At 75.6% G+C, this 23053-nt stretch carries 5 protein-coding genes; 1 reads left to right on the top strand and 4 read right to left on the bottom strand.

Annotated features, from left to right (window positions below):
- Positions 1 to 389 precede the first annotated feature (389 nt).
- The gene (locus AB0C59_RS10420; protein ID WP_363002698.1) at positions 390 to 1205 is read right to left on the bottom strand and encodes a helix-turn-helix transcriptional regulator; all 816 of its coding nucleotides are present in this window, start codon (positions 1203 to 1205) and stop codon (positions 390 to 392) included.
- Positions 1206 to 1277: 72 nt separating this feature from the next.
- Here AB0C59_RS10420 and AB0C59_RS10415 point away from each other — a divergent pair, with 72 nt between their 5' ends.
- The gene (locus AB0C59_RS10415) at positions 1278 to 1994 is read left to right on the top strand and encodes an SDR family oxidoreductase (RefSeq protein ID WP_363002696.1); all 717 of its coding nucleotides are present in this window, start codon (positions 1278 to 1280) and stop codon (positions 1992 to 1994) included.
- Between the two features lie 22 nt (positions 1995 to 2016).
- Here AB0C59_RS10415 and AB0C59_RS10410 read toward each other — a convergent pair whose 3' ends face one another.
- The 3 genes from AB0C59_RS10410 to AB0C59_RS10400 all read right to left on the bottom strand — a co-directional run bounded on the left by AB0C59_RS10410 (position 2017) and on the right by AB0C59_RS10400 (position 23045).
- Positions 2017 to 2610 carry a GNAT family N-acetyltransferase gene (locus AB0C59_RS10410; RefSeq protein WP_363002694.1) on the bottom strand — a complete coding sequence of 198 codons (594 nt, stop codon included), beginning with the start codon at positions 2608 to 2610 and terminating at the stop codon, positions 2017 to 2019.
- A 108-nt stretch (positions 2611 to 2718) separates the two neighbouring features.
- Positions 2719 to 2922 carry an MbtH family NRPS accessory protein gene (locus AB0C59_RS10405; RefSeq protein WP_363002692.1) on the bottom strand — a complete coding sequence of 68 codons (204 nt, stop codon included), beginning with the start codon at positions 2920 to 2922 and terminating at the stop codon, positions 2719 to 2721.
- Between the two features lie 143 nt (positions 2923 to 3065).
- A complete protein-coding gene (locus AB0C59_RS10400) occupies positions 3066 to 23045 on the bottom strand; it encodes a non-ribosomal peptide synthase/polyketide synthase (RefSeq protein ID WP_363002690.1) in 19980 nt (6659 codons plus the stop codon).
- Positions 23046 to 23053: the final 8 nt, after the last annotated feature.

Here is a 23053-nt window from a genome sequence, read left to right as displayed (position 1 = left end):
TTGCGGGTCTTGGTCAGAGCACGAGCACGGGCACGGATGTCGGTGTTCTTCAGCATCGACTAAGAGACCTCTTCGTAGAACGCGGACGCCGCCCGGCTCCTCACCTCGCCGGCCTTTCCCAGCGATGAGCGCCGCGGTCCGAGGACCACGACGCCGAGCGACGAGAACGATTCTTAGCGACCGTGAAACCACCTGGCAAAGGTGTGACGTACTACCCCACACCCCCACACCAAAACCCGCCAAACAGGACAAACCGCATCAATCGCCTGCTCAGGAACCCCCCCAGCCCCTCCTATGCAGCCTCGTACGTGACCCACGCCCTGTGCCCGCCCTCACAACACCAGCGACCCGACATCACATCCAGTTGCTGACGCAAACATTCCGTCGCTTCAGGTCGACGGCCTGAGGAGCCCCTGCAGGGCCCGCTGGGAAGGCGATCCCGGGTCGGCCGTGATGAGGACGACCTCCTGGTCGTCCTCGGGGACGAGCAGGACGTCGCAGTTCAGCCGCAGCGGGCCGGCCACCGGATGGTCCAGGGTCTTGGTGCGGTGCCCGGGAGCATGGACCGGATGGGTCCGCCAGATCCGCCGGAACTCCTCGCTGCCGGCGTGCAGCGCGGCCAGCAGGGCGGTCAGCCGCGGGTCGTGCGGATAGCGGTCGGCGGCCCGGCGCAGCCGCGCCACCGCGATGTGCCCGAACTCCTCGGCGCCGGAACTGTCGTACATCCGCCCCTCGCCCAGGAAGCGGCGCCGGGCCAGGTTCGTCGTCCCGCGCGCGAGGTCGCCGCCGAGCAGCGCCTGGGCCAGGGGGTTCCAGGCGACGACGCCGTACGCCGCGTCGGTGACGACGGCGGCGGCCTGCGGCAGCCGCTCCAGCATCGCGGTCACCTGCGGGCGCACCCGCCGCACGACGCCGCCGCCGGGCGGCGCTTCCGAACCCGCCAGACGGAACAGGTGGCTGCGCTCGGCCGGTGTCAGCCGCAGGACCTCGGCCAGCGCGTCCAGGATGCGGCCCGACGGCCGCGGTCCCCGGGCCTGCTCCAGCCGCGTGTAGTAGTCGACCGACATGTGGGCGAGCTCGGCCACCTCCTCGCGGCGCAGGCCCGGCGTACGGCGGGCGGTGCCCGTCGTCGTCAGCCCCGCGTCGTGCGGGCGCAGGCCGGCCCGGCGGTCCCGCAGGAAGCGGGCCAGTTCCTGCCGCGCCATGCCGCCTCCTGCCGGGTGCCTGGTACGGACTGTCCCTGGCAGGGCGCCCACCGCCAGGGGACCGTGAATGCCATGAACGATCGCACAGCTCTGGTCACCGGTGCCAACAAGGGCATCGGCAAGCACATCGCCCGGCTGCTCGCGGCCGAGGGCCTCACCGTGTACGTGGGCGCCCGCGACCCGGAACGCGGACGGCGGGCCGCCGAGGAGATCGGCGCCGGCGCCCGGCCGCTGCTCCTCGACGTGACGGATCCCGACGGCATCGCCCGGGCCGCGGTCCAGGTGGAACACCTGGACGTGCTGGTCAACAACGCCGGCATCTCGCCCTCACTCGCCCCACCGACCGACACCCCCGTCGAGGAGTACCGGCGCACGTACGAGACCAACGTGTTCGGGGTGGTGGCGGTGACCCAGGCCTTCCTGCCCGCCCTGCGCCGGTCCCCGCACCCGCGCGTCGTCAACGTCTCCAGCGGCACCGCGTCGCTGACCTGGAGCACCGGCCCCAACCCCCAGTTCACCCCGGGAAGCGGCAACGGCGCCGCCTACCGGTCGTCCAAGGCCGCCCTCAACGCCCTCACCGTCCTGTACGCCCAGACGCTCGCCGGGGACGGCTTCAAGGTCAACGCACTCGCCCCCGGCCTGCGGGCGACCGATCTCAACCCCCGGGCCGCCGCTGCCGGCGGCGACCCGGCCGAGGCCGCGCGGGGCGCCGTTCGCCTGGCCCTGCTGCCGGACGACGGCCCCACCGGCGGCTTCTTCTCCTGGGACGGAACGCTCGTGCCCTGGTGATCGGGCGGGTGTCCCGCCGCGGTCAGTGCCCCACGGGGTCATGGATCTGCTCGTCGGTGCCGCCGCGCAGATGCCGCGCCCGCGTCGCGGATGTCGGCTCCGCCGGGTGCCGGGCGGCCGTCGAGGCCACCAGCATCTTCGTCACCGACCCGTCCTCGCCGACGACGTCGCGTACATGTCTGAATCCCAGGCGTCCGCACAGCGCCAGGCTGGCCGTGTTGTCCGCGCCCACCATGCCGTAGACCTCGGCCACGCCGAGGTTCTCGGCGGCGTGCCGGAGCAGGGCGCCGACCACCTCTGTGCCCAGGCCCCGGCCCCAGTGGGCGGGGGCGAGCGCGGCGACCAGCTCGTGGCCGTCGACGTTGCCGGTTCTCTTCACCTCCGCGTGGCCGACGTAGGCGCCGTCGAGCCACAGGCCCCACACGTCGAAGCTCTCCCGGGGGTAGACCTCGGTGAGGATGGCGCGGAACAGCGCGCGGATCTCGGGTTCGGGCACGAGGTCCTGGCCCATCCAGCGGCACACCTCCTCGTCGCGCAGGAGGTTCACGAAGACCTCCTCGTCCTCGGGCCGGTAGGGGCGGAACTCCAGGCGCGCGCTGCGGAGTACGGGGGTCATGGGGTGTCTCCTGGGTGGTGGGGCCGGGGCGGGGAGTGGGAGGTGGGAAGGGCGAGGCGCCGGGCCGCTCGCGGCGGACCCGGCGCCTTCGGCGGTGTGCCGGGCCGGTCAGGCGCCGGTGTTCTCCATGCGCTCGCGCAGGCTGCGCGGGCGCATGTCCGTCCAGACCTCGTCGACGTAGGCGGAGCACTCGGCCTCGGTGCCCTCCTTGCCGACGGTCTGCCAGCCGGCGGGCACCTCGACGTCGGCCGGCCAGAGGGAGTACTGCTCCTCGTCGTTGCGCAGCACCTGGTAGCGGGTGTTCTCGTCCATGGTGTGTTCCTTCTCGTTCGCTGGGTGGTCGGGCGATTCGGTGGCGGTCGTCGCGCGGGCGCGCCGGCCGGGGGCCGGCGGTGAGCGCGGGCCGGACCCCGGACGCCGCGGGCGCGGCGTCCGGGGGGTTCGGGCAGGAGGTGTCACCTGTCTCCTCGGGCGTGGCGGGCGATCTGGCGCAGGGCCTCGGCGAAGTCCTCGGCGACCTGGCGGACGGTCGCCGTGTCGTGGACGGCGGGGTGGTGGTGCCAGGTGAAGGCGAGACGCCCGTGCTGCACCGCGCCGACCACCTCCACCGGGTGGGAGCCGCCGTCCCGGGGGTCGTGGTCCTGCCCGAAGGAGCCGTGCTGGGCCCGGATCAGGCCGCCGTCCAGGGTCTCGGGCCGGGCGTCCCACTGGCCGAGGTAGTTGAACACCACCGGGCTGTGCGCGCTGCCTCCCAGGCGCTCGCGGACCTCGGGCGGGCCGAAGGTGCGCAGGGCGCCGAAGCCGATGCCGTTGCCGGGGACCGCGCGCAGCTGGCGGCGCACCGACTTCACCAGGGCCCGCCAGTCGCGGTCCGGGCCGAGCCGGCCGGGGTCGCTCACCTCGAGGGCGACCGGGTGGACGCTGGTGAACCAGCCGACGGTGCGGGAGAGGTCGACGTCGTCCAGCAGGTCCTCGCGGCCGTGCCCCTCCAGGTCGAGTCGGACCCGGTCGTGTCCGGTCCAGCGGGCCAGGGCGAGGGCGAGGGCGGCGAGCAGCACGTCGTTGATCCGGGTGCGGTAGGCCGTGGGCGCGGCGCGCAGCAGGCTCTCCGTGTCCTCCTCGCCGAGTTCGACGCCGACCGCCGCGGCCGGTGTCGTGTCGGTGTCGCCACTCGGGCGGGTCGGCGCGGGTGCGGCGCCTACCGCCTCCTCCCAGTACGGCAGTTCGTGGTCCAGGCCGCCCTCGGCCACATGGGCGGCCAGTGCGCGGGACCAGTCGCGGAAGCTGGTGCCGCGCTCGCCCAGGTCGACGGGCACGCCCTGGACGGCCTGCCGGTAGGCGGTTTCCAGGTCGTCGCTGAGGATGCGCCAGGAGACGGCGTCGACGACGAGGTGGTGGGCGACGAGCAGCAGGAACACCGGCCGGTCCGCGTCGCCGGTGAACAGGGCGGCGCGCAGCTGCGGGCCGCGGGCCAGGTCGAAGCCGGCGTGGAGTTCGTCGGCGGCCTTCTCCATGGCCGCGTCCGCGTCCTCGGCGGACAGGCCCGCCAGGTCGTGGCGGACGAGGATGTCGCCGGTGCCGGTGTCGGCGGGCGGCGGGTTGAACTGGTGCCAGCCGTCCTCGCCGGGGGTGAAGCGCATGCGCAGCGCGTCGTGGTGGTCGAGCAGCGCGTCGAAGGCGGCGCGCAGCGCGGCCGGGTCGGGCTCGCCGTCGAGTTCGAGCAGCGCCGACTGGTTGAAGTGGTGGTGGGCGGCGCGCGGTGTGGTGAGGAACCAGTCCTGGATGGGGGTGAGGGGCACGTCCCCGGTCACCGGGCCCCGGGTGTGCGCCTGGGGTGCCTCGCGGACGACGTCGGCGAGCGCGCCGAGGGTCTGGTGGGTGAACAGGTCGCGGGTGGCCAGATGCAGTCCGGCCCGGCGCAGCCGGGAGACGACCTGCATGCTCAGGATGGAGTCGCCGCCGAGGGCGAAGAAGTTGTCGTCGACGCCGATCTCCTCGACGCCGAGCACGTCGGACCAGATCCGGGCGATCCGGCGCTCGGTGTCGGTGCGCGGTGCGGTGCGCGGTCCGCCGGTGGCCTGCGCGGGGCCGGGGGCGGGCAGGGCCTTGCGGTCGGTCTTGCCGTTCGGGGTGAGCGGCAGTTCCTCCAGCGGCACGAACACCGAGGGGACCATGTGGGGCGGCAGCAGTTCGCCCAGGTGGGCGCGCAGTTCACCGGCGGGCACCCGCTCGGCGAGGGGCACGGCGGTCTCCGTGTCGCTCGCGGCGGGCTCGGCGGGGACGACGTAGGCGACGAGCCGTGCGGGTCCGGTGCCGGCCGGGTCCTGGGGTGCCGCGTCGGCGCGTACGACGACCACCGCGTCCCGCACCCGGGGGCTGCGCCGCAGCGCGCTCTCGATCTCCCCGGGTTCGATACGGAAGCCGCGCAGCTTGACCTGGTCGTCGGTGCGGCCGCCGAAGACGAGTTCGCCGTCGGTGTTCCAGCGCACCAGGTCCCCGGTGCGGTACATCCGCTCCCCCGGCGCGCCGTGGGGGTCGGCCACGAACCGCTGGGCGGTGAGCCCGGGGCGGCCGAGGTAGCCGCGGGCCAGACCGGGACCGGCCACGTACAACTCCCCGGTCAGGCCGGGCGGGACGGGGCGCAGGGCGGCGTCGAGGACGTACAGGCGGGTGCTGCCCGAGGGGCGGCCGATGGGCGGTGCGCCGCCGCCCGGGGCGAGGGGGTCGGTCCAGCTGGCGACCACCGTGGCCTCGGTGGGGCCATAGGAGTTGATCATGCGGCGGCCGGGTGCCCAGATCTCCACCAGGTCGGCGGGGCAGGCCTCGGCTCCGACGATCAGGGTGCGCAGTGCGGGCAGGTCGCCGGCCGTGCCGTCCGGGAGGGTGGCCAGAGCCGCCGGCGGGATCAGGGCGTGGCTGACCCGGCGCTCGGTGAGGGCCTCGGCCAGCCGCTCCCCCACCAGGGGGCCCTCCTCACCGGTCACCAGGGTCGCGCCGCTGAGCAGCGAGGTGCACAGCTCCAGGACGGAGGCGTCGAAGCTGGGTGAGGCGAACTGCAGCACCCGGTCGCCGGGGCCCGCGGCGTAGCGGTCGGCGGCCGCCGCGGCGAAGGAGGCGAGGCCGCGGTGGGTCACCGTCACCCCCTTGGGTGTTCCGGTGGAGCCGGATGTGTAGATGACGTAGGCGGGGTGGGCGGGGGTGAGGGGGGTGGTGCGGTCGGTGTCCGTGGGGGCGGTCTCGGGCCCTTCGGCGGCCCACACCTGGTCGGGATCGTCGACGATCCCGCACACCCCCGCGTCACGGATCATGAACTCCCTGCGTCCCGGCGGGTAGTGGGGGTCGACCGGCAGGAAGGCGCCGCCGGCCTTGGCCACGGCGAGCTGCGCCACCACGGTCGCCGCCGAGCGCGGCAGGGCCAGGGCGACCACCCGCTCGGGTCCGACCCCGTCGCACAGGAGCCGGTGGGCCAGCCGGTTGGCGGCGCGCTCGACGTCCGTGTACGTCCAGGTGCGGTCGCCCTCGGCCAGGGCCACGGCGTCGGGGGTCCGGGCCACCTGCCGTTCGAACAGGTCGGGCAGGGTGGCCTCCGCCACCGCGGGGAACGTGCCGCGGCCCTGCTCCAGCAGGGTGCGTACCTCGTCGTCGTCGGTGAGCGGCAGCGCGCCGACCGGTCGGGCGGGGTCCTCGGCGATCCGGTCCAGCAGGGTGCCGAGCCGGGCGGCGAGGCGTTCGGCGGTGGCCGCCTCGAACAGGTCGGTGTTGTAGGTGATCAGCCCGTGCAGGGCCCCGTCGTCGGCCTCGGCGAACTCCAGGGTGAGGTCGAACGCCGCCTGCTCCGTGTCGGTCTCGACGTCGCCGATGTCGAGACCGGGCAGGTCGAGGTCGGCGGCCGGGGTGTTCTGCAGGACGACCATGACCTGGAAGAGCGGGCTGTGGCTGGTGTCCCGGACGGGCTGCACCTCGTCCACGACCCGCTCGAAGGGCACGTCCTGGTGGGCGAACGCGTCCAGGACGGTGCCCCGGACCCGGGTGAGGAACTCGCTGAACGGCTGCCCGTCCTCGACCCGGGAGCGCAGCACCAGGGTGTTGACGAAGAAGCCGACGAGCCCCTGGGTCTCGGCCCGGTCGCGGCCGGAGGTGACGGTGCCGACGGCGATGTCCCGTTCCCCGGACAGCCGGGCGAGGTAGGCCTGCACGGCGGCGACGAGCACGGTGAACAGGGTGCTGCCGTGGTCCCGGGCGAGCCGGGTCAGCAGGCGGGCGGTGCCGGCGGGCACGACCAGCCGGGTGCCGGCGCCGTTGCTGGTGCGCACGGCGGGCCTGGGCCGGTCGGTGGGCAGGTCCAGTACGGGGCAGTCGGCCAGTTGCCCCTTCCAGTAGGCGAGTTCCTCGGTCGTCGCGCTCTCCCCGGCGGTGCGCTGCCAGTGCGCGTAGTCGGCGTACTGCACCGGCAGCGGCGGCAGTTCGCCGTCGGCCAGGCCGAGTTCGGCACGGTAGAGGTGGGCCAGGTCTCCGAGCAGGACGGAGGTGGACCAGCCGTCGGTGACGATGTGGTGCAGGGTGAGCGCCAGGACGTGGTCGTCGGCGGCGAGCCGGATCAGCAGGGGGCGCAGCAGCGGCCCCTGCCGCAGGTCGAACGGGCGGCCGCGCTCGCCGGTGAGCCGGGCGCGCAGGGCGGTTTCCCGTTCGGCCTCGGGCAGCCGGGACAGGTCGTGGCAGGGCAGCGGCACGGGCCGTGGCGGGTGGACGACCTGGACGCCCTGGCCGTCGACGCTGTCGAAGGTGGTGCGCAGCGACTCGTGGCGGGCGGTGAGGGCGGTGAGGGCCGCGGCCAGGGCGTCGCTGTCCAGGCCGCCGCGCAGGCGCAGGGCGAGCGCGGTGACGTACTCGGTGCCGCCGGGGGTGAACTCCTCCAGGAACCAGAGGCGTTGCTGGGCGTAGGACATCGGGGGCGGTGCGGCGGCACGGTCGACGGGGACGAGGGCGGGGCGGCCGGTGGGGTGCTGTCCGGTGAGCAGGGCGGCGAGTCCGGCCGGGGTGGGCCGGGTGAACACGTCCCGGGGGGTGAGGTCGGTGCCGAAGGCCTCGGCGAGGCGGGCGGCGAGGCGGATGCTGAGGATGGAGTCGCCGCCGAGCCGGAAGAAGTCGTCCTCCACGCCGGGCGGTTCGACGCCGAGCACCTGGCCGAAGACCTCGGCCGTCAGGCGCTCGGCCTCGCTGCGGGGCTCGGTCCGTTCACGCCGCTCCGGGGTCGCGGGGGCCGGAAGGGCGGCCCGGTCGACCTTGCCGTTGCCGCTGAGGGGCAGCGCGTCGAGCGGGACGTAGGCGGAGGGCGTCAGGTAGTCGGGCAGGGCCCGGCTCGCGAACTCCGCGAGCCGCGCCGTGTCCTGGCCGGCGGGGCCGACCACATAGGCGACGAGCTGTCTGGCTCCGGGCCGGTCCTCGCGCACCAGCACCGCCACGTCCAGGACGCCGGGGTGGGCGGCGAGCGCGGCCTCCGCCTCGCCGGGCTCGACGCGGAAGCCGCGGATCTTGACCTGGTCGTCGGCGCGGCCGAGGAACTCCACGGTGCCGTCGGTCCGGCGCCTCGCCAGGTCGCCGGTGCGGTACATGCGCGATCCGGGCTCTCCGGCGGGGTCGGCCAGGAAGCGGGCGGCGGTGTCGCCGCCCCGGCCCAGGTAGCCGCGCGCCACGCCCTCTCCGGACAGGTACAGCTCCCCCGCGCAGCCCGGGGGGACGGGGCGCAGCCGTGCGTCGAGGACCTGGACCCGCATGTCGTCCAGGGGGTGCCCGATGGGCACGGTGCCGGGGACGGCGGCCGGGTCGGTGAGGGGGAAGGAGGTCGCGAAGGTGGTGGTCTCGGTGGGTCCGTAGCCGTCCACGACGCTCAGGCCGGGGCAGGCGGTGAGCACGCGGCGTACGGCGGCCGCGGGGACCACGTCGCCGCCGGTCCACAGCTGGCGCAGGCCCGTGAAGCAGTCCGGGGCGTCCTGGGCGAGCAGCCGGAAGACTCCGGCGGTCAGCCACAGCGCCGTCAGTCGGCCCGCTCCGGCGAGCCGGCGCACGAGGGCCGCGTCGACCGTGCCGCCCGGGGCGACGACCACGCGGCCGCCGGTGAGCAGGGGTGCCCACACCTCGAAGGTGGACGCGTCGAACGCCACCGGCGAGTGGAGCAGGACCCGGGCGCACACGCCGTCGGCGAAGCGGCTGTCGGTGGCCAGGGCCGCCACGTCGCGGTGGCGGACCGCGACCGCCTTCGGGCGGCCGGTGGAGCCCGAGGTGAACATCACGTAGGCCAGCCGGTCGGGATCGGCGGGCGGCAGCCCGGTCACGGTGGTGTCCGCGCGTGCGGCGGCCACCTCCCGCGCGGTGAGCCGGACCGTGGCGCCCGCCTCGGCGAGCAGCTCCTGGCGGCGAGCCTCGGGGGCGCGGGCATCGAGCGGCAGATAGGCGCCGCCCGCCATGAGCACCGCGAGCTGGGCGACGACCAGGTCGGCCGAGCGGTCCATCAGCAGGGCCACCCGGTCCTCGGCGACGAGACCGCCGGCCACCAGTCGGGCGGCGAGACGGTGCGCCCGGTCGTTCAGTTGGCGGTAGGTCAGTTCGGTGTCGCCGTCCTCCACGGCGATCGCGTCGGGGGTGCGGCGGGCCTGGTCCTCGAACAGGTCGACGGGGCTGCGGGGTTCCGGTGCGCGGGCCGGGGCGTTCCAGGCGGCCAGGAGGGCCCGGTCGGACTCGGTCAGCGGATCCAGGTCGGCGAGGTGTCCGTCGAGTCCCTGGTCGGCGAGCGCGGTGAGCAGGACGGCCAGGCGCCGCACGGTCTGCTCGACGGTGGCGGCGTCGAACAGCGCGGGGTCGTAGGCCAGGTCGAAGCCGAGCCGTTCGGCGAGGTGGGCGCGCAGGCACCAGGGGAAGGTGGTGGCGTCGTCGGCGTGGACCTCGACCACCCCGACTCCGGTGCGGGCGGTGGCCGACTCGTCGACGGGATAGTTCTCGAAGACCACCATGCTGTCGAACAGGGCCTCGCCGGACGGCAGCGCGGTGCGGGCCTGGATGCGGGGCAGGGCGAGGAAGTCGAAGCGGCGGGCCTCGCTCTGCTCGTCCTGGAGGCCGCGCAGCCAGGGCAGCACGCCGCCGCGCGGCAACCGGACCCGGGTCGGCACGGTGTTGATGAACATGCCGATCATCGTCTCGACGCCGGGGAGTTCCGCCGGACGGCCGGAGACGGTGGTGCCGAAGACCACGTCGTCGCGTCCGCTGGAGCGGGCCAGCAGCAGCGCCCAGGCGCCCTGCACCACGGTGTTGACCGTCAGCCCCGCCCGGGCCGCGGCCTCCCGCAGCCGGTCGGACACCCGCTCGTCCAGCTCGTGGTGGACCAGGGCGGCGGAGCGTGCGCGGTGGGCCTCGGCCGGACCGCGGTCGTAGGGCAGCGGGGTGCGGGCGGTGAACCCGGACAGGGCGCCGGCCCAGTACTCCTCGGCCGCCGTCTCGTCCTGCGCGCCGAGCCAGCGCAGGAAGTCGGCGAACGGGCGCCGCGACGGCGGTGGCGTGTCGGGGCCGCCGGTGAGCGCGGCGTGGCGTTCGCACACCTCGGTGAGCAGTTGCCCGGTGCTCCAGCCGTCCAGCGCGATGTGGTGGGTGGACCACACGAGGAGCACCTCGTCGCCGGGCAGGGCGGCGAGGGTGAGGCGGGTGAGGGGCGCGGTGGTCAGGTCCATGCCCGCGGCACGGTCGTCGGCGAGCAGCCGCCCGGTCTCGGCCGCCCGCTCCTCGGCGGTCAGGCGGCGCCAGTCCAGGAGGCGGACGGGGAGTTCGGCGCGGCGGTGGACGACCTGGACCGGGTGGGGCAGGTCCCGCCAGTGGACGCTGGTGCGCAGCGCCGGGGTGCGGTCGGCGACCTGCTGCCAGGCCTCGGCGAACGTGCGGGGGTCGGCCACGCCGCTGAGCCGGACGGCGATGCGGTCGAAGTAGGCGCTCTCGCCGTCGACGAGCCCGTGGAAGAGCATGCCGGACTGGAGCGGGGTGAGGGGCAGGACGTCCTCGACGTCCCGGCCGTCGCCGACCAGCGTGTCGAGCCGGTCCTGCGGCAGCCCGGCGAGCGGGAAGTCGGACGGGGTGCGGCCGCCGGCACCCGGCTCGGCGCAGTGCGCGACGATCTCCCGCAGGGCGGTGATCATGCGCTCGGCCAGGCCCCGGACGGTGGCCTCGTCGTGCACGGCCGGCGGGTAGGTCCAGCCGAGTTCGAGCTGTCCGCCCTGGACCACGCCGGTGACGTCCAGGACGTAGGGGCGCGGTGCGTCGGGGTCGGTGTCGCGGCCGGCCGGTGGCAGCGCCCCGCGGACGAGGCCGTCGCCGTCGTCGGCGCCGGCGTCCCACTGGCCGTGGTAGTTGAAGCCGATCTGCGGGGTGGGGGCGTCGGCGAGGGGGCTGTGCGGCAGCAGGTGGCGCAGCGCGCCGTGGCCGAGGCCGTGCAGCGGGATCGCGCGCAGCTGCTCCTTGACGGAGCGGAGGGTGTCGTGCCAGCCGGCGTCGGGGTCGACGCGCAGCGCGAGCGGGAACTCGGCGGTGAACCAGCCCACCGTGCGGGACAGGTCGACGTCGGCGAACAGGTCCTCCCGGCCGTGTCCCTCCACGCCGATCAGGACGGTGTCGCGTGCGCACCATGCGGCCAGGGTGCGGCCGAGCGCGCTGAGCAGGACGTCGTTGACCTGGGTGCGGTAGGTCTCGGGCACCTGGCGCAGCAGGGCGTCGGTCGTGCGGCGGTCCAGGCGGACCGTGACCGTGGCGGCGGTGCCGTGGGTGTTGGGGCCGGGCCGCCCGGCTGGCAGCCCGTTCGGGGCCGTGCCGGTGCCGCGCCAGTGGTCCAGGTCGCCGTCGAGGGCGCCGGACAGGGCGTGCCGCTCCAGACGCTGGGCCCAGTGGCCGTAGGAGGTGCCGGCGGGCGGCAGTTCCACCGGCCGGCCGGCGGCGGCCGCCCGGTACCCGGTGGTGAGGTCGGCCAGCAGGATGCGCCAGGAGACGCCGTCCACGGCGAGGTGGTGGACGGTGACGACGAGCTGTCCCGCCCGCTCGGGGCCGCGGTCGAAGAACAGGAGGCGGACGACGCGGCCCGTCGTGGGGTCGAGTCCACCCTGGGCCTCGTCCGTGAGCCGCTGCACCTCGGCCTCCAGCGCCGGGTCGTCCAGGCCCGCCGCGTCGTGCCGGCTGAAGACGGTGTCCGGGGCGCCGGGCAGCGCCTCCTGGTGCCAGCCGGACCCGGTGCGCACGAACCGGGTGCGCAGGGCCGCGTGCCGCTCGACCAGGGCGTCCGCCGCCCGGCTCAGGGCGGACGCGTCGGTGCCGGGGGCCAGTTCCAGGCGCTGGGTCATGGTGAAGCGCAGCGGGTCGCCGGGGTCGCGGCCGTCCAGGTACCAGTGCTGGATCGGGGTGAGCGGGGCCCGGGCCGGGGGCGCCTGCCCGGTGGCGGTCGCGGCGGGAGCCGCCTCACCCGCGCACAGGGCCAGTTCGGCCACGGTCTGGTGCCGGAAGACGTCCTTGGTGGCGAGGGCGAGTCCGGCCTGCCGGGCGCGGGAGACGATCTGGATGCTGAGGATGGAGTCGCCGCCGAGGGCGAAGAAGTTGTCCCGTGCCCCCACCCGTTCCACGCCGAGCACCTCGGCCCAGATCGCGGCCAGCCGCTCCTCGGTGCCGGGCCGGGGCGCGACGTACTCGCCGCCGGAGTCGGGGCCCGCGGGCGGGGCGGGCAGGGCGCGGCGGTCGGTCTTGCCACTGGTGGTGCGCGGGATCCGGTCGAGCGTGACGAACGCGGACGGCACCATGTGGTCGGGCAGGGTCCGCCGCAGCCGGTGACGCAGTGCGTCGGCCGACACGGCCCGGTCGCCCGCGGGCACCACATGGGCGACGAGCATGAGGCGGCCGGCGTGTTCGCGGGCGGTCACCGCGGCGTCGGCGAGGTCCGGGTGGGCGAGCAGGGCGCTCTCCACCTCCCCGGGTTCGATGCGGAAGCCGCGGATCTTCACCTGTTCGTCGACGCGGCCCAGGAACTCCAGCAGCCCCGCGTCGTCCCAGCGGGCCCGGTCACCGGTGCGGTACATCCGCTCCCCCGGCGCGCCGAACGGGTCGGGCAGGAAGCGAGCGGCGGTCAGGCCGGGACGGTTGCGGTAGCCGCGGGCCACCTGCGCTCCGGCGAGGTACAGCTCGCCGGGCACGCCGGGCGGCACGAGGCGCAGGGCGTCGTCGAGGACGTAGGCGCGCAGGCCTCCGCCCGGGCGGCCGATGACCGGCCGGTCGGGGCGGTCGGCGCAGCGGCCGTAGACGGCGTCGACGGTGCACTCGGTGGGGCCGTACATGTTGTGGACGGTGATGCCGAGGGTGTGCTCGGCCGCCGCCAGTTCCCGCCAGGTGGCGGCGGGCACGGCCTCGCCGCCGACCAGGAGGAGCCGCGGGTGGTGGCGGCCGGGGGCGAGCAGTCCGGCGGACAGGAGTTCGCGCAGGAAGGACGGGGTGACGTTGACGAGGTCCAGGCGCTCGTCGGCGACCTGGGCGCAGAACGCCTCGGGGTCCAGGCGCACCTCGTCGTCGATCAGGTGCATCTGCTGGCCGAGGGCGAGCAGCAGCGGGCCCTCCCAGGAGGTGTCGAAGGAGAACGAGGCGCTGAGCGCGGCCCGCAGCCGGCCGCCGTCGGTGGTGTGCGGGGCGACCAGCTGGGCGCGGTGGTCGTGGCAGAGGTTGACGAGCTGGCGGTGCTCGACCGCGACGCCCTTGGGGCGGCCGGTGGAACCGGAGGTGTGGACGAGATAGGCCGTGTTGCCGGGCAGCAGCGGCCGGACCCGGTCGGCGTCGGTGGGGTCGTGCGCGGGCAACCGGTCCCAGGCCACCTCGCGCAGGGTGTCCTCGGTGAGCAGGACGCGCGGGCGTGCGTCGTCCAGGAGGAACCTGACGCGCTCCTCGGGCAGGCGCGGGTCCAGGCAGAGCACGGCGGCGCCCGCCTTGACGGTCGCCAGCAGCGCCACCACCTGGTGGGAGGTGCGGGGCAGGCGCAGGGCGACCACGTCCTCGGGGCCGGCGCCGCGGGCGATGAGGTGGTGGGCGAGCCGGTTGGCCCGTTCGTTGAGCGTGGCGAAGTCGAGGGTGGCGTCGCGGGCCACGAGCGCGGTGAGGCCGGGGGTGCGGGCCGCCTGCGCCTCGAACAGGGCGGGGAAGGTGGTGTCCGGGTCGGGCAGCGCCCTCCCCTGCCCGTGCCGCAGCACCCGCTGCCGCTCGGCGTCGGTCATCAGCGGCAGGTCGCCGACGGCACGGTCCGGGTTCTCGGCGACGGCCTCCAGCAGGATCCGCAGCCGGGCGGCCAGGCGTTCGGCGGTGCCGGTGTCGAACAGGCCGGTGCTGTACTCCAGATGTCCGGTGAGCGCGCCGCCGTCCCGCTCGACGAAGTCGAAGGCGAGGTCGAAGGTGGCGTTGCGGACCGGCGGGGTCACCGGCTCCACGGTCAGGCCCGGCAGCCGGGGCGCCTCGGCACCCAGGTTGTGCAGGGCGACCATGACCTGGAACAGCGGGGTGCGGCTGGTGTCCCGCTCCGGCTGGAGGGCGTCCACGACGCGTTCGAAGGGCACCTCCTGGTGGGCGACGGCCGCCCGCAGGGTGTCCCGTGTCTCGGCCAGCAGCCCGCGGAAGGTCAGGGCGGGCCCCACCTGCGCGCGCAGGACCAGGGTGTTGACGAACATGCCGACGACGTCGTGCAGTTCGGGCAGTTCCCGGCCCGCTGCGACGGTGCCGACGGTGAGGTCCTCCTGGCCGGCCCAGCGGGAGAGCAGCACCTGGCAGGCGGTCAGCAGGGTGGCGTAGAGGGTGGCGTCCGCCTCCCGGCCGCGGGTGCGCAGGCGCTCGGTGAGGGCGGCGGGCAGGGTGAAGGTGACCAGGGCGCCGTCGCGGGTGCGCACGGCCGGGCGCGGCCGGTCGGTGGGCAGCTCCAGCGGTGCGACGCCGTCGAGCGCGCGGCGCCAGTGGGCGAGGTCGTGCTCGGCCTGCTCGGTGCGGGTGCGCTGCCAGGCGGCGTAGTCGGTGTACCGCACGGGCAGGTCGGGCAGGTCGGGGCGGCGGCCTTCGCGGGCCGCCGCGTACAGCTCGCCCAGGTCCCGGCCGAGGACGCCCATGGACCAGCCGTCGGTGACGATGTGGTGCACGGCCAGGACGAGGACGTGTTCCTCGGTGTCCGCGCCGGTCAGTCGGGCGAGCCGGGCCCGCATCAGCGGGCCGGTGCCCAGGTCGAAGGGTTCGGCGGCCTCGCGGTCGACCAGCGCGTCGAGCGCGGCGGTGTCGGGGCAGTCCGTGTGCCGCAGGTCCACCGGCGCGGGCGGGCCGACGATCTGGTGGGCCTGGCCGTCCTGTTCGGCGAAGGTGGTGCGCAGGGCCTCGTGCCGGGCGACCAGGCCGTTCAGGGCGGTGTGCAGCGCGCCGCGGTCGAGCGGGCCGGTGAGCCGGAGGACGGACAGGGTCGTGTACTCGGTGCTGCCCGGCTCGAAGCGGTCCAGGAACCACAGGCGTCGCTGGGCGTGGGACAGCGGTGCCGGCTCGGCCGGGTCGGCGGCCGGGATGGTGCCGGCCGGCGCGACGGGCTCCTCGGGCGGGTCGCCGAGGGCGGCCGCGAGGGCGGCGAGCGTCGGGTGGCTGAAGAGCAGCCGGGGCGATACCTCGGTTCCGAAGGCGGCCCGCAGCCGGGCGGTGACGCGGACGGCGAGGATGGAGTCGCCGCCGAGCGCGAAGAAGTCGTCGTCGGCGCCGACCGCGTCGGTGTCCAGGACGTCGGTCCAGGCGGCGGCGACGAGCCGCTCGGCGGGGGTGCGCGGCGCGATCCGGGTGCCGTCGGTGGCGAAGCCGTCGGGTCCGGGCGCGGGCAGGGCGCGCCGGTCGAGCTTGCCGTTGGGGGTGAGCGGCAGCGCCGTGAGCGGCACGTAGGCGGCCGGCACCATGTGGGAGGGCAGCGACCGTGCCAGGTGCGCGCGCAGTTCGGCGGCGGGCGGCGGGGGCACGGCGGCGGCCCCGCCGCCCGTGCCCACGACGTGGGCCACCAGGCGCCGGGTGCCGGACCCGTCCTCGTACACGCCGACGGCGGCGGCGCCGACGCCGGGGTGGGTGTGCAGGGCGGCCTCGATCTCGCCGGGCTCGATGCGGTAGCCGCGGATCTTCACCTGCTGGTCGGCGCGGCCCAGGTACTCCAGGGTGCCGTCGGCTCGCCTGCGGGCCCGGTCGCCGGTGCGGTACATGCGGGTGCCGGGCCGTCCGAAGGGGTCGGCGAGGAAGCGGCCCGCGGTGAGGCCGGGGCGGTTCAGATAGCCGCGGGCCAGGCCCTCACCGGCGACGTACATCTCGCCGACCGCGCCCGGGGGCACGATGTCCAGCGCCTCGTCGAGGACGTGGATCCGCAGGTCGGGGATGCCGGTGCCGATGGGGCTCGCGGTGCCGGCGCGGGCCGCGGGCGCGTCCAGCGGGGCGTAGGTGACGTGCACGGTGGTCTCGGTGATGCCGTACATGTTGACCAGGCGGGGGGCGTCGTCCGGGTGGCGCTCGTACCAGTCGGTGAGCCGGGCCACGTCCAGCGCCTCACCGCCGAAGACGACCGTGCGCAGGGCCAGCCGGGCGCTGACCTCGGGGAGTTCGGCGTCCGCGCGCATCAGCGGGTAGAACGCGGACGGCGTCTGGTTGAGGACGGTGACCTGTTCGTCGGCGAGCAGGCGCAGGAAGTCCTCCGGTGAGCGGGCGGTGCCGTCGGGCACGACGACCAGGCGGCCGCCGTGCAGCAGCGGTCCCCACAGTTCCCAGACGGAGAAGTCGAAGGCGTAGGAGTGGAACAGCGTCCACACGTCGGTGTGGTCGAAGTCGAACCAGCGGCTGGTGCGGGTGAACAGGCGCACCACGTTGGCGTGCGGGACGACGACGCCCTTGGGCAGGCCGGTGGAGCCGGAGGTGTAGATGGCGTAGGCGGGGCTCTCCGGCAGCGGGCGGCGGTCCGGGCCGGCCGGGGCGGTGGCGGGGCGGCGGTCCAGGTCGGCGCGCACCTCGGGGTCGTCCAGGACCAGGACGGGGAGGGCGCCGTCGTGCCCGGTGGTGGTCACGAGGGCCACCGGTCGGGCGTCGGCCAGCAGCCGGGTGACGCGTTCGGCGGGCAGGGCGGGGTCGACGGGCAGGTAGGCGGCGCCGGTCTTGAGGACGGCGAGGACCGCCACGACGAGATCGGTGCCGCGGGGCAGGGCGAGGGCGACGAACCGTTCGCGGGCCGCGCCCAGTTCGGTCAGCCGGTGGGCGAGCCGGCTGGCCCGCGCGTCCAGTTCGGCGTAGTCGAGGCGCTCGTCACCGCAGGTGAGGGCCTCGGCGCCGGGGGTGCGGGCGGCCTGCTCCTCGAAGAGGTCCACCAGGGTCCGGGCGGGCCTTCCCTCCTCGTCGCCGTTCCACTCGGTCAGGGCGCGCCGCCGGTCCTCGGCGGTCGTCCAGGCGAGCGCGGCGAGCGGGCGGCCCGGGTCGTCGGCCAGTTCGGTCAGGAGCAGGCACAGCCGGGCCGCCAGGCTCTCCACGGTGGCCGCGTCGAACAGCTCCGGGTCGTAGGCGAGGTCGAAGCCGAACCGTTCGCCCTGGTAGGCGCGCAGGACGAGGGGGTAGTTGGTGGCGTCGCGGGAGGACACGTCGGCCAGCCGCACCCCGGAGTCCGCCGAACGGGCCTCGTCGAACGGGTAGTTCTCGAAGGCGACCATGCTGTCGAACAGCGGCCGGCCCGTCGGCACGTCGCTCAGGGAGGTCAGTTCGGCGAGGGACACGGCGGCGAAGCGGCGGGCCTCGGCCTGCGCCGTCTGGAGGTCCCGCAGCCAGTCGGCCGCGTCACGGGTCCCGTCCACGCGCACGCGGGTGGGCAGGGTGTTGATGAACATGCCCACCATGGACTCGACGCCGGGCAGGTCGTCGGGGCGCCCGGCGACGGTGGTGCCGAACAGCACGTCCGGCTCGGCGCCGTAGCGGGACAGCAGCAGGGCCCAGGCGCCCTGCACCACGGTGCCGAGGGTGAGTCCGGCGGCTCGGGCGGTGCGGTTCAGCCGGGCGGACACCTCGTCGGTGAGGGCGGCGGTGTGCACGCCCGCGGAGCGGGTCTCGTGGCCCGCCCGGCGGACCCGGTCGACGGGCAGCGGGGTCGGGGTGGCGAAGCCGTCGAGGACGGTGCGCCAGTGGGTGCGCGCGGCTTCGGCGTCCTGGTCGGCGAGCCAGCGCACGTAGTCGGCGAAGGGCCGGCGCACCGGCGGCTTCGTCGCGGTGCCCGTGGTGAGGGCCGTGTACTCGGCGAACACGTCGGTGAGCACCTGGGCCAGGCTCCAGCCGTCCAGGATCAGGTGGTGGGAGGTCCACAGCAGGTGCAGCCGGGCGTCGGGCAGCCGGACCAGGGTGAGCCGCATCAGGGGCGCCCGGCCCAGGTCGATGCCCCGGGCGAGGTCCTCGGCGCGCAGCCGCTCCAGTCGGGCGGACCGCTCGGCCGGGTCGTGCTCGCGCCAGTCGACGTGCTCGACGGGGACGCGGACCCGGCGGTGCACGATCTGGAGCGGGACGGGCACGCCCTCCCAGACCACCGAGGTGCGCAGGGCCGGCGTGCGGTCGGTGACCCGCTGCCAGGCGGTGGCGAGCGCGTCGGGGTCGTCCACCCCCTCCAGCAGCAGCGCGGCCTGGTCGACGTACACGTCGTCGGGGCCGCCGACCAGACGGTGGAAGAGCATGCCCTCCTGGAGCGGGGTGAGCGGCAGCAGGTCCTCCACGGACCTGCCGTCGCCGGCGAGACGGTCCACGGCGGCCTGGTCCAGGCGGGCCAGCGGGAAGTCGGACGGGGTGCGCCCGCCCGCGTCGGGCCGCGCGCAGTGCTCGGTCACCTCGGTGAGCGCGCGGACCATGCCGTCCGCGAGGCCGCGGACGGTGTTCTCCTCGTGCACGCGGTCGCTGTAGTACCAGGTGATCTCCAACGTGCCGTCGGTCACGGCGGCCGACACGTCCAGGAGGTGGTCCAGCGGCTCTTCGGGGTCCATGTCCCCGCCGGGCAGGGGCAGGTCGGTGGCGGGCGCGAAGTCCCCCTGCCCGGTCGTCTCCCACTGGCCGTGGTAGGTGAAGCACACCTGGGGCAGCGGCAGTTCGCCGAGGGCGCGGGCGGCGGGCGCGGGCGAGCCGAGGCGGGCCAGCGCCTCGTGGCTCAGGCCGCGCCGGGGCACGGCGCGCAGCCGCTCCTTGACGGACTTCAGGGTGGCGGCCCAGTCGGGGGCGCCGGCCGGGCCGACGGGCGCGAGGGTGACCGGGTACTGGGTGGTGAACCAGCCGACGGTGCGGGACAGGTCGGCGCCCTGAACGAGGTGGTCCTCGCGCCCGTGGCCCTCCAGGGCGACGGTGACGTGCTCGGCGCCCGCCCAGTCGGCCAGTACCCGCCCGAGCGCGCTCAGCAGCACGTCGTTGACCTGGGTGCGGTACACGCCCGGCACCCGGCGCAGCAGTGCCTCGGTGGTGGCACGGTCCAGCGTGGTACGCACGGTGCGCACGCTCCCGGCGAGCGGGGTGCCCGGCAGGTCCACGGGCAGGGCGGTGCGCGCGGCGGCGGTCTCGGCCGTCCAGTACGGCAGGTCGCCGTCGAGGTCCCCGGAGCGCACCCGCTCGGCGAGGGCGCGGGCCCAGGCGGTGAACGGGGTGTGTTCGGGCTCCGGTCGGGGGGTGCCGCCGTGCGCGGCCTGCCGGTAGGCGAGTTCCAGGTCGGTGAGCAGGATCCGCCAGGAGACGCTGTCGACGGCGAGATGGTGGGCCGTCAGGAACAGGCGGGGGCGGGCGCCGTCGGCCGGCAGCAGCAGGGCCGCGCGCAGCAGAGAGCCGGTGGCGGGGTCGAGGGCGGCACGGGCGGCACGGGCGGCCTCGGGAAGGTCGGCGAGGTCATGGCGGGTCATCAGCGCGGTGGCCGGGCCCGTCCCCGGGTGCTGCCGCCAGGCGCCGGTGGCCTCGTCCTGGAGGAACCGGGCCCGCAGCGAGGGGTGTTGGCCGACGACCGCCTCCAGGGCCCGGGTGAGGGCGGCCTCGTCCAGGTCGCCCGGCAGGTCGAGGAGCATCGACATGGCGAAGTGGCGCAGTGGCCCGTGCGTGGCGAGGAACCACTCCTGGATCGGGGTCAGGGGGCCGGGGCCGGCGTCGTGGCGCGGCCCGGGTTCGGCGGGGGTGCGCCGGGACGCGGCCGCGGCGAGTTCGGCGACCGTCTGGTGGCGGAAGACGTCCTGCGAGTTCAGGCGCAGGCCCGCGGTACGGGCGCGGGAGACGGCCTGGATGCTGAGGATGGAGTCGCCGCCCAGCTCGAAGAAGTTGTCGCTGACGCCGACCCGGGACACCCCGAGCACCTCGGCCCAGATGCCGGCCAGGATCTCCTCGTCGCGGGTGCGGGGGCTTGCGAACTCCCGCGTCGCCCCGTCCGCGTCGGGGTCGGGGGCGGGCAGGGCCCGGCGGTCCAGCTTGCCGCTGGTGGTCAACGGCAGCGCGTCCAGCGCGGTGAAGGAGGAGGGCACCATGTGGTCGGGCAGGACGCGCCGCAGGGCGGCCCGCAGCGCCGCGGGCTCGGGTGTCGGCGCGCCGGGCGCCGGGACGGTGTAGGCGGCGAGGCGGGCGTGGCCGTGCGCGTCGGGCACCGCGACGACGGCGGCGGCCGCGAGATCGGGCAGGTCGAGCAGGGCGGCCTCGATCTCGCCGGGCTCGATGCGGTGACCGCGCACCTTGACCTGGTCGTCGGCGCGCCCCAGGTAGTCGAGCCGGCCGTCCGCCGTCCATCGGGCGAGGTCGCCGGTGCGGTACATGCGGCTGCCGGGCGGCCCGAACGGGTCGGGCAGGAAGCGGGCCGCGGTCAGTCCGGGGCGTCCGGCGTAGCCCCGGCCCGTCTGCGGGCCCGCCAGGTACAGCTCGCCTCCGACACCGGGGGGCACCGGCCGCAGCCGGCCGTCCAGGACATAGGCGCGGGTGTTCGGCAGCGGGCGGCCCACCAGCGGTCGGCCGGTGCCCTCGATCCGGCAGGACAGGGCGTCGACCGTGTACTCGGTGGGGCCGTAGAAGTTGTAGGCGGCCACATCGGGGTGCGCGGCCAGTTCGCGCCACAGGGCGGGGCCGATCGCCTCGCCGCCGAGCATGAGCACCCGGGGCTGGTGGCGGGGATCGCTCAGCAGCCCGGCGGGCAGCAGTTGACGCAGGTAGGAGGGGGTGAGGTCGAGGAAGTCGACGCGGTGGGCGACGACGTACTCGACCAGGGCGGCCGGGTCCATCCGGGTGGTCTCGTCCACCAGGTGCAGCGGGTGGCCGTCGGCCAGCAGCAGCACCCCTTCGAGGGAGGTGTCGAAGGAGAACGAGGCGGTGAGCGCGACCCGCAGCGGGCCGCCCCCGGCGTCGGCGACGAATCCGGCCCGGTGCGCGGCGAGCAGGTGCGCGGCCGCGCCGTGGGGCACGGCGACGCCCTTGGGGCGGCCGGTGGAGCCGGAGGTGTAGATGACGTAGGCGGTGTGCAGCGGGTGCAGCGGGGCGCGGCGGTCGGCGTCGGTGGGGTCGGTGTCCGGGCCGCCGGCCGGTACGGCGGCGAGCGCGGCCTCGTCCAGGACCAGGGCGGGGCGGGCGTCGGCGAGCAGGAAGCGGACGCGTTCCTCGGGCAGCGCGGGGTCCAGGGGCAGGTAGCCGGCGCCGGCCTTCCACACGGCGAGGATGGCCACGATCATGTCGGCGGTGCGCGGCAGGCGCAGCGCGACCAGGCGTTCGGGGCCCGCGCCGAGGGCGATCAGGTGGTGGGCGAGCCGGTTGGCGCGGGTGTTGAGGGTGGCGTAGTCGAGCCGTTCGCCCGCGGCGACCAGGGCGAGGGCGTCGGGGGTGCGTGCCGCCCGGTCCTGGAAGATCTCCGGGTGGAGGGCGTCGCCGACGGGCAGGGCGGTGCCGTTCCAGTCCTGGGTGACCTGCCGCGTCTCCCGCTCGGACAGCAGCGGCAGGGCGCCCAGCGGCCGGTCTGGTGCGGCGACGGCCGCCGCCAGGAGGCGCAGCAGTTGTCCGGCCATGCGCTCGGCGGTCGCCGCGTCGAACAGGTCGGTGCGGTACTCCAGCAGGCCGGTCAGGGCGTCCTCGTCGGGGACGAACTCGATGCTCAGGTCGAAGGTGGCGGCCTGCCGGGGCACGGCGACCGGGGAGGCGGTGAGTCCGGTGGGCGCGGTGGCGCCGGGCGGGTCGGGGTGCAGCAGGACCATCACGTCGAACAGCGGGTTGCGGCCCGCCTCCCGGTGGGCGCCCGCGGCCTCCACGACCCGCTCGAAGGGCGTGTCGCCGTGCGCGAAGGCGTCGTTGACGGTGTCCGCGGTGCGCGCCACCAGCTCGCGGAAGGTGCCGGTGGAGTCGACGGGGGTGCGCAGGACGACGGTGTTCACGAAGAAGCCGACGGCGCGTTCCAGGTCGGTGCGGGAGCGGCCCGGGGTCAGCGAGCCGACGATGCTCTCGGGCCGGCCGGACCAGCGGGCGAGCAACGCCTGGCACGCGGCGACCAGGGCCGTGTACAGCGTCGTGCCCTGGTTCCGGGCGAGCTCGCGGAGTCCTGCCGTGAGGGCGGCGGGGACGGCGAAGGTGTGCACGGCGCCCGGGCCGGCCTCGGCACCGTGTCGGGGCCGGTCCAGGGGCGGCTCCGGCGGGACCGCGTCCGCCAGTTGCTGCTTCCAGTGGGCGAGATGGCGTTCCAGGCGGGGGCCGGAGAGCTGCTCGCGCTGCCAGGCGGCGAAGTCCGGGTACTGGACGGCCACGGGCGGGAGGTCAGGGCTCGCCCCGCGCACCGACGCGTCGTAGAGGGTGCGGAGTTCGTCGAGGACGACGCCCATCGACCAGCCGTCGGTGACGATGTGGTGGGCGGTCAGCAGCAGCACGTGCTCGGTCGGCGACTGCCGCAGCAGCAGGGCGCGCAGCAGGGGCCCGGCGCCCAGGTCGAAGGGCCGGGCGTACTCGGCGAGCAGGACGGCGTCCAGGTCCGCGGCGGCCGTCTCCCGTACCGGCAGCGGCACCGGGCCCGCCGGGTGCACGGTCTGGGCGGGCAGACCGTCCCTCTCCGCGAACGTGGTGCGCAGCGCCTCGTGGCGGCCGACGACGGCGGTGAGGGCGTCGTGCAGGGCGGTGCGGTCGAGGGTGCCGGTGAACCGCACCGCGACGGCACTGTTGTAACGGGCGTCGCCGGGGCTCAGTCGGTCCAGGAACCACAGGCGCTGCTGGGCGAAGGACAGGGGCAGCGGCCGGTCGCGGTCGGCGCGCGGGATGCCGGCGGGGGCGCCGACCCCGGTGCCCGCGGCGGTGGGGGCGCGTCCGGCCAGTCGCCGGCGCAGGGCCTCCCTCAGGTCCTCGGGAAGGGCTTCGGCGCGGTCTCGCCTGGAGGGGTTCGAAGACGTCATGGAAGTCG

The sequence above is a fragment of the Streptomyces sp. NPDC048664 genome, assembly GCF_040650555.1.
Classification (GTDB): domain Bacteria; phylum Actinomycetota; class Actinomycetes; order Streptomycetales; family Streptomycetaceae; genus Streptomyces.
The sequence above is the reverse complement of the archived record's forward strand: the minus strand, read 5'-3'. Positions and strand labels throughout refer to the sequence as shown.

What these genes read in the sequence shown, in the direction of transcription:
- AB0C59_RS10400 (WP_363002690.1), bottom strand. Translation starts at nt 23,045, where the DNA reads ATGACGTCTTCGAACCCCTCCAGGCGAGACCGCGCCGAAGCCCTTCCC.
- AB0C59_RS10410 (WP_363002694.1), bottom strand. Translation starts at nt 2,610, where the DNA reads ATGACCCCCGTACTCCGCAGCGCGCGCCTGGAGTTCCGCCCCTACCGG.
- AB0C59_RS10405 (WP_363002692.1), bottom strand. Translation starts at nt 2,922, where the DNA reads ATGGACGAGAACACCCGCTACCAGGTGCTGCGCAACGACGAGGAGCAG.
- AB0C59_RS10415 (WP_363002696.1), top strand. Translation starts at nt 1,278, where the DNA reads ATGAACGATCGCACAGCTCTGGTCACCGGTGCCAACAAGGGCATCGGC.
- AB0C59_RS10420 (WP_363002698.1), bottom strand. Translation starts at nt 1,205, where the DNA reads ATGGCGCGGCAGGAACTGGCCCGCTTCCTGCGGGACCGCCGGGCCGGC.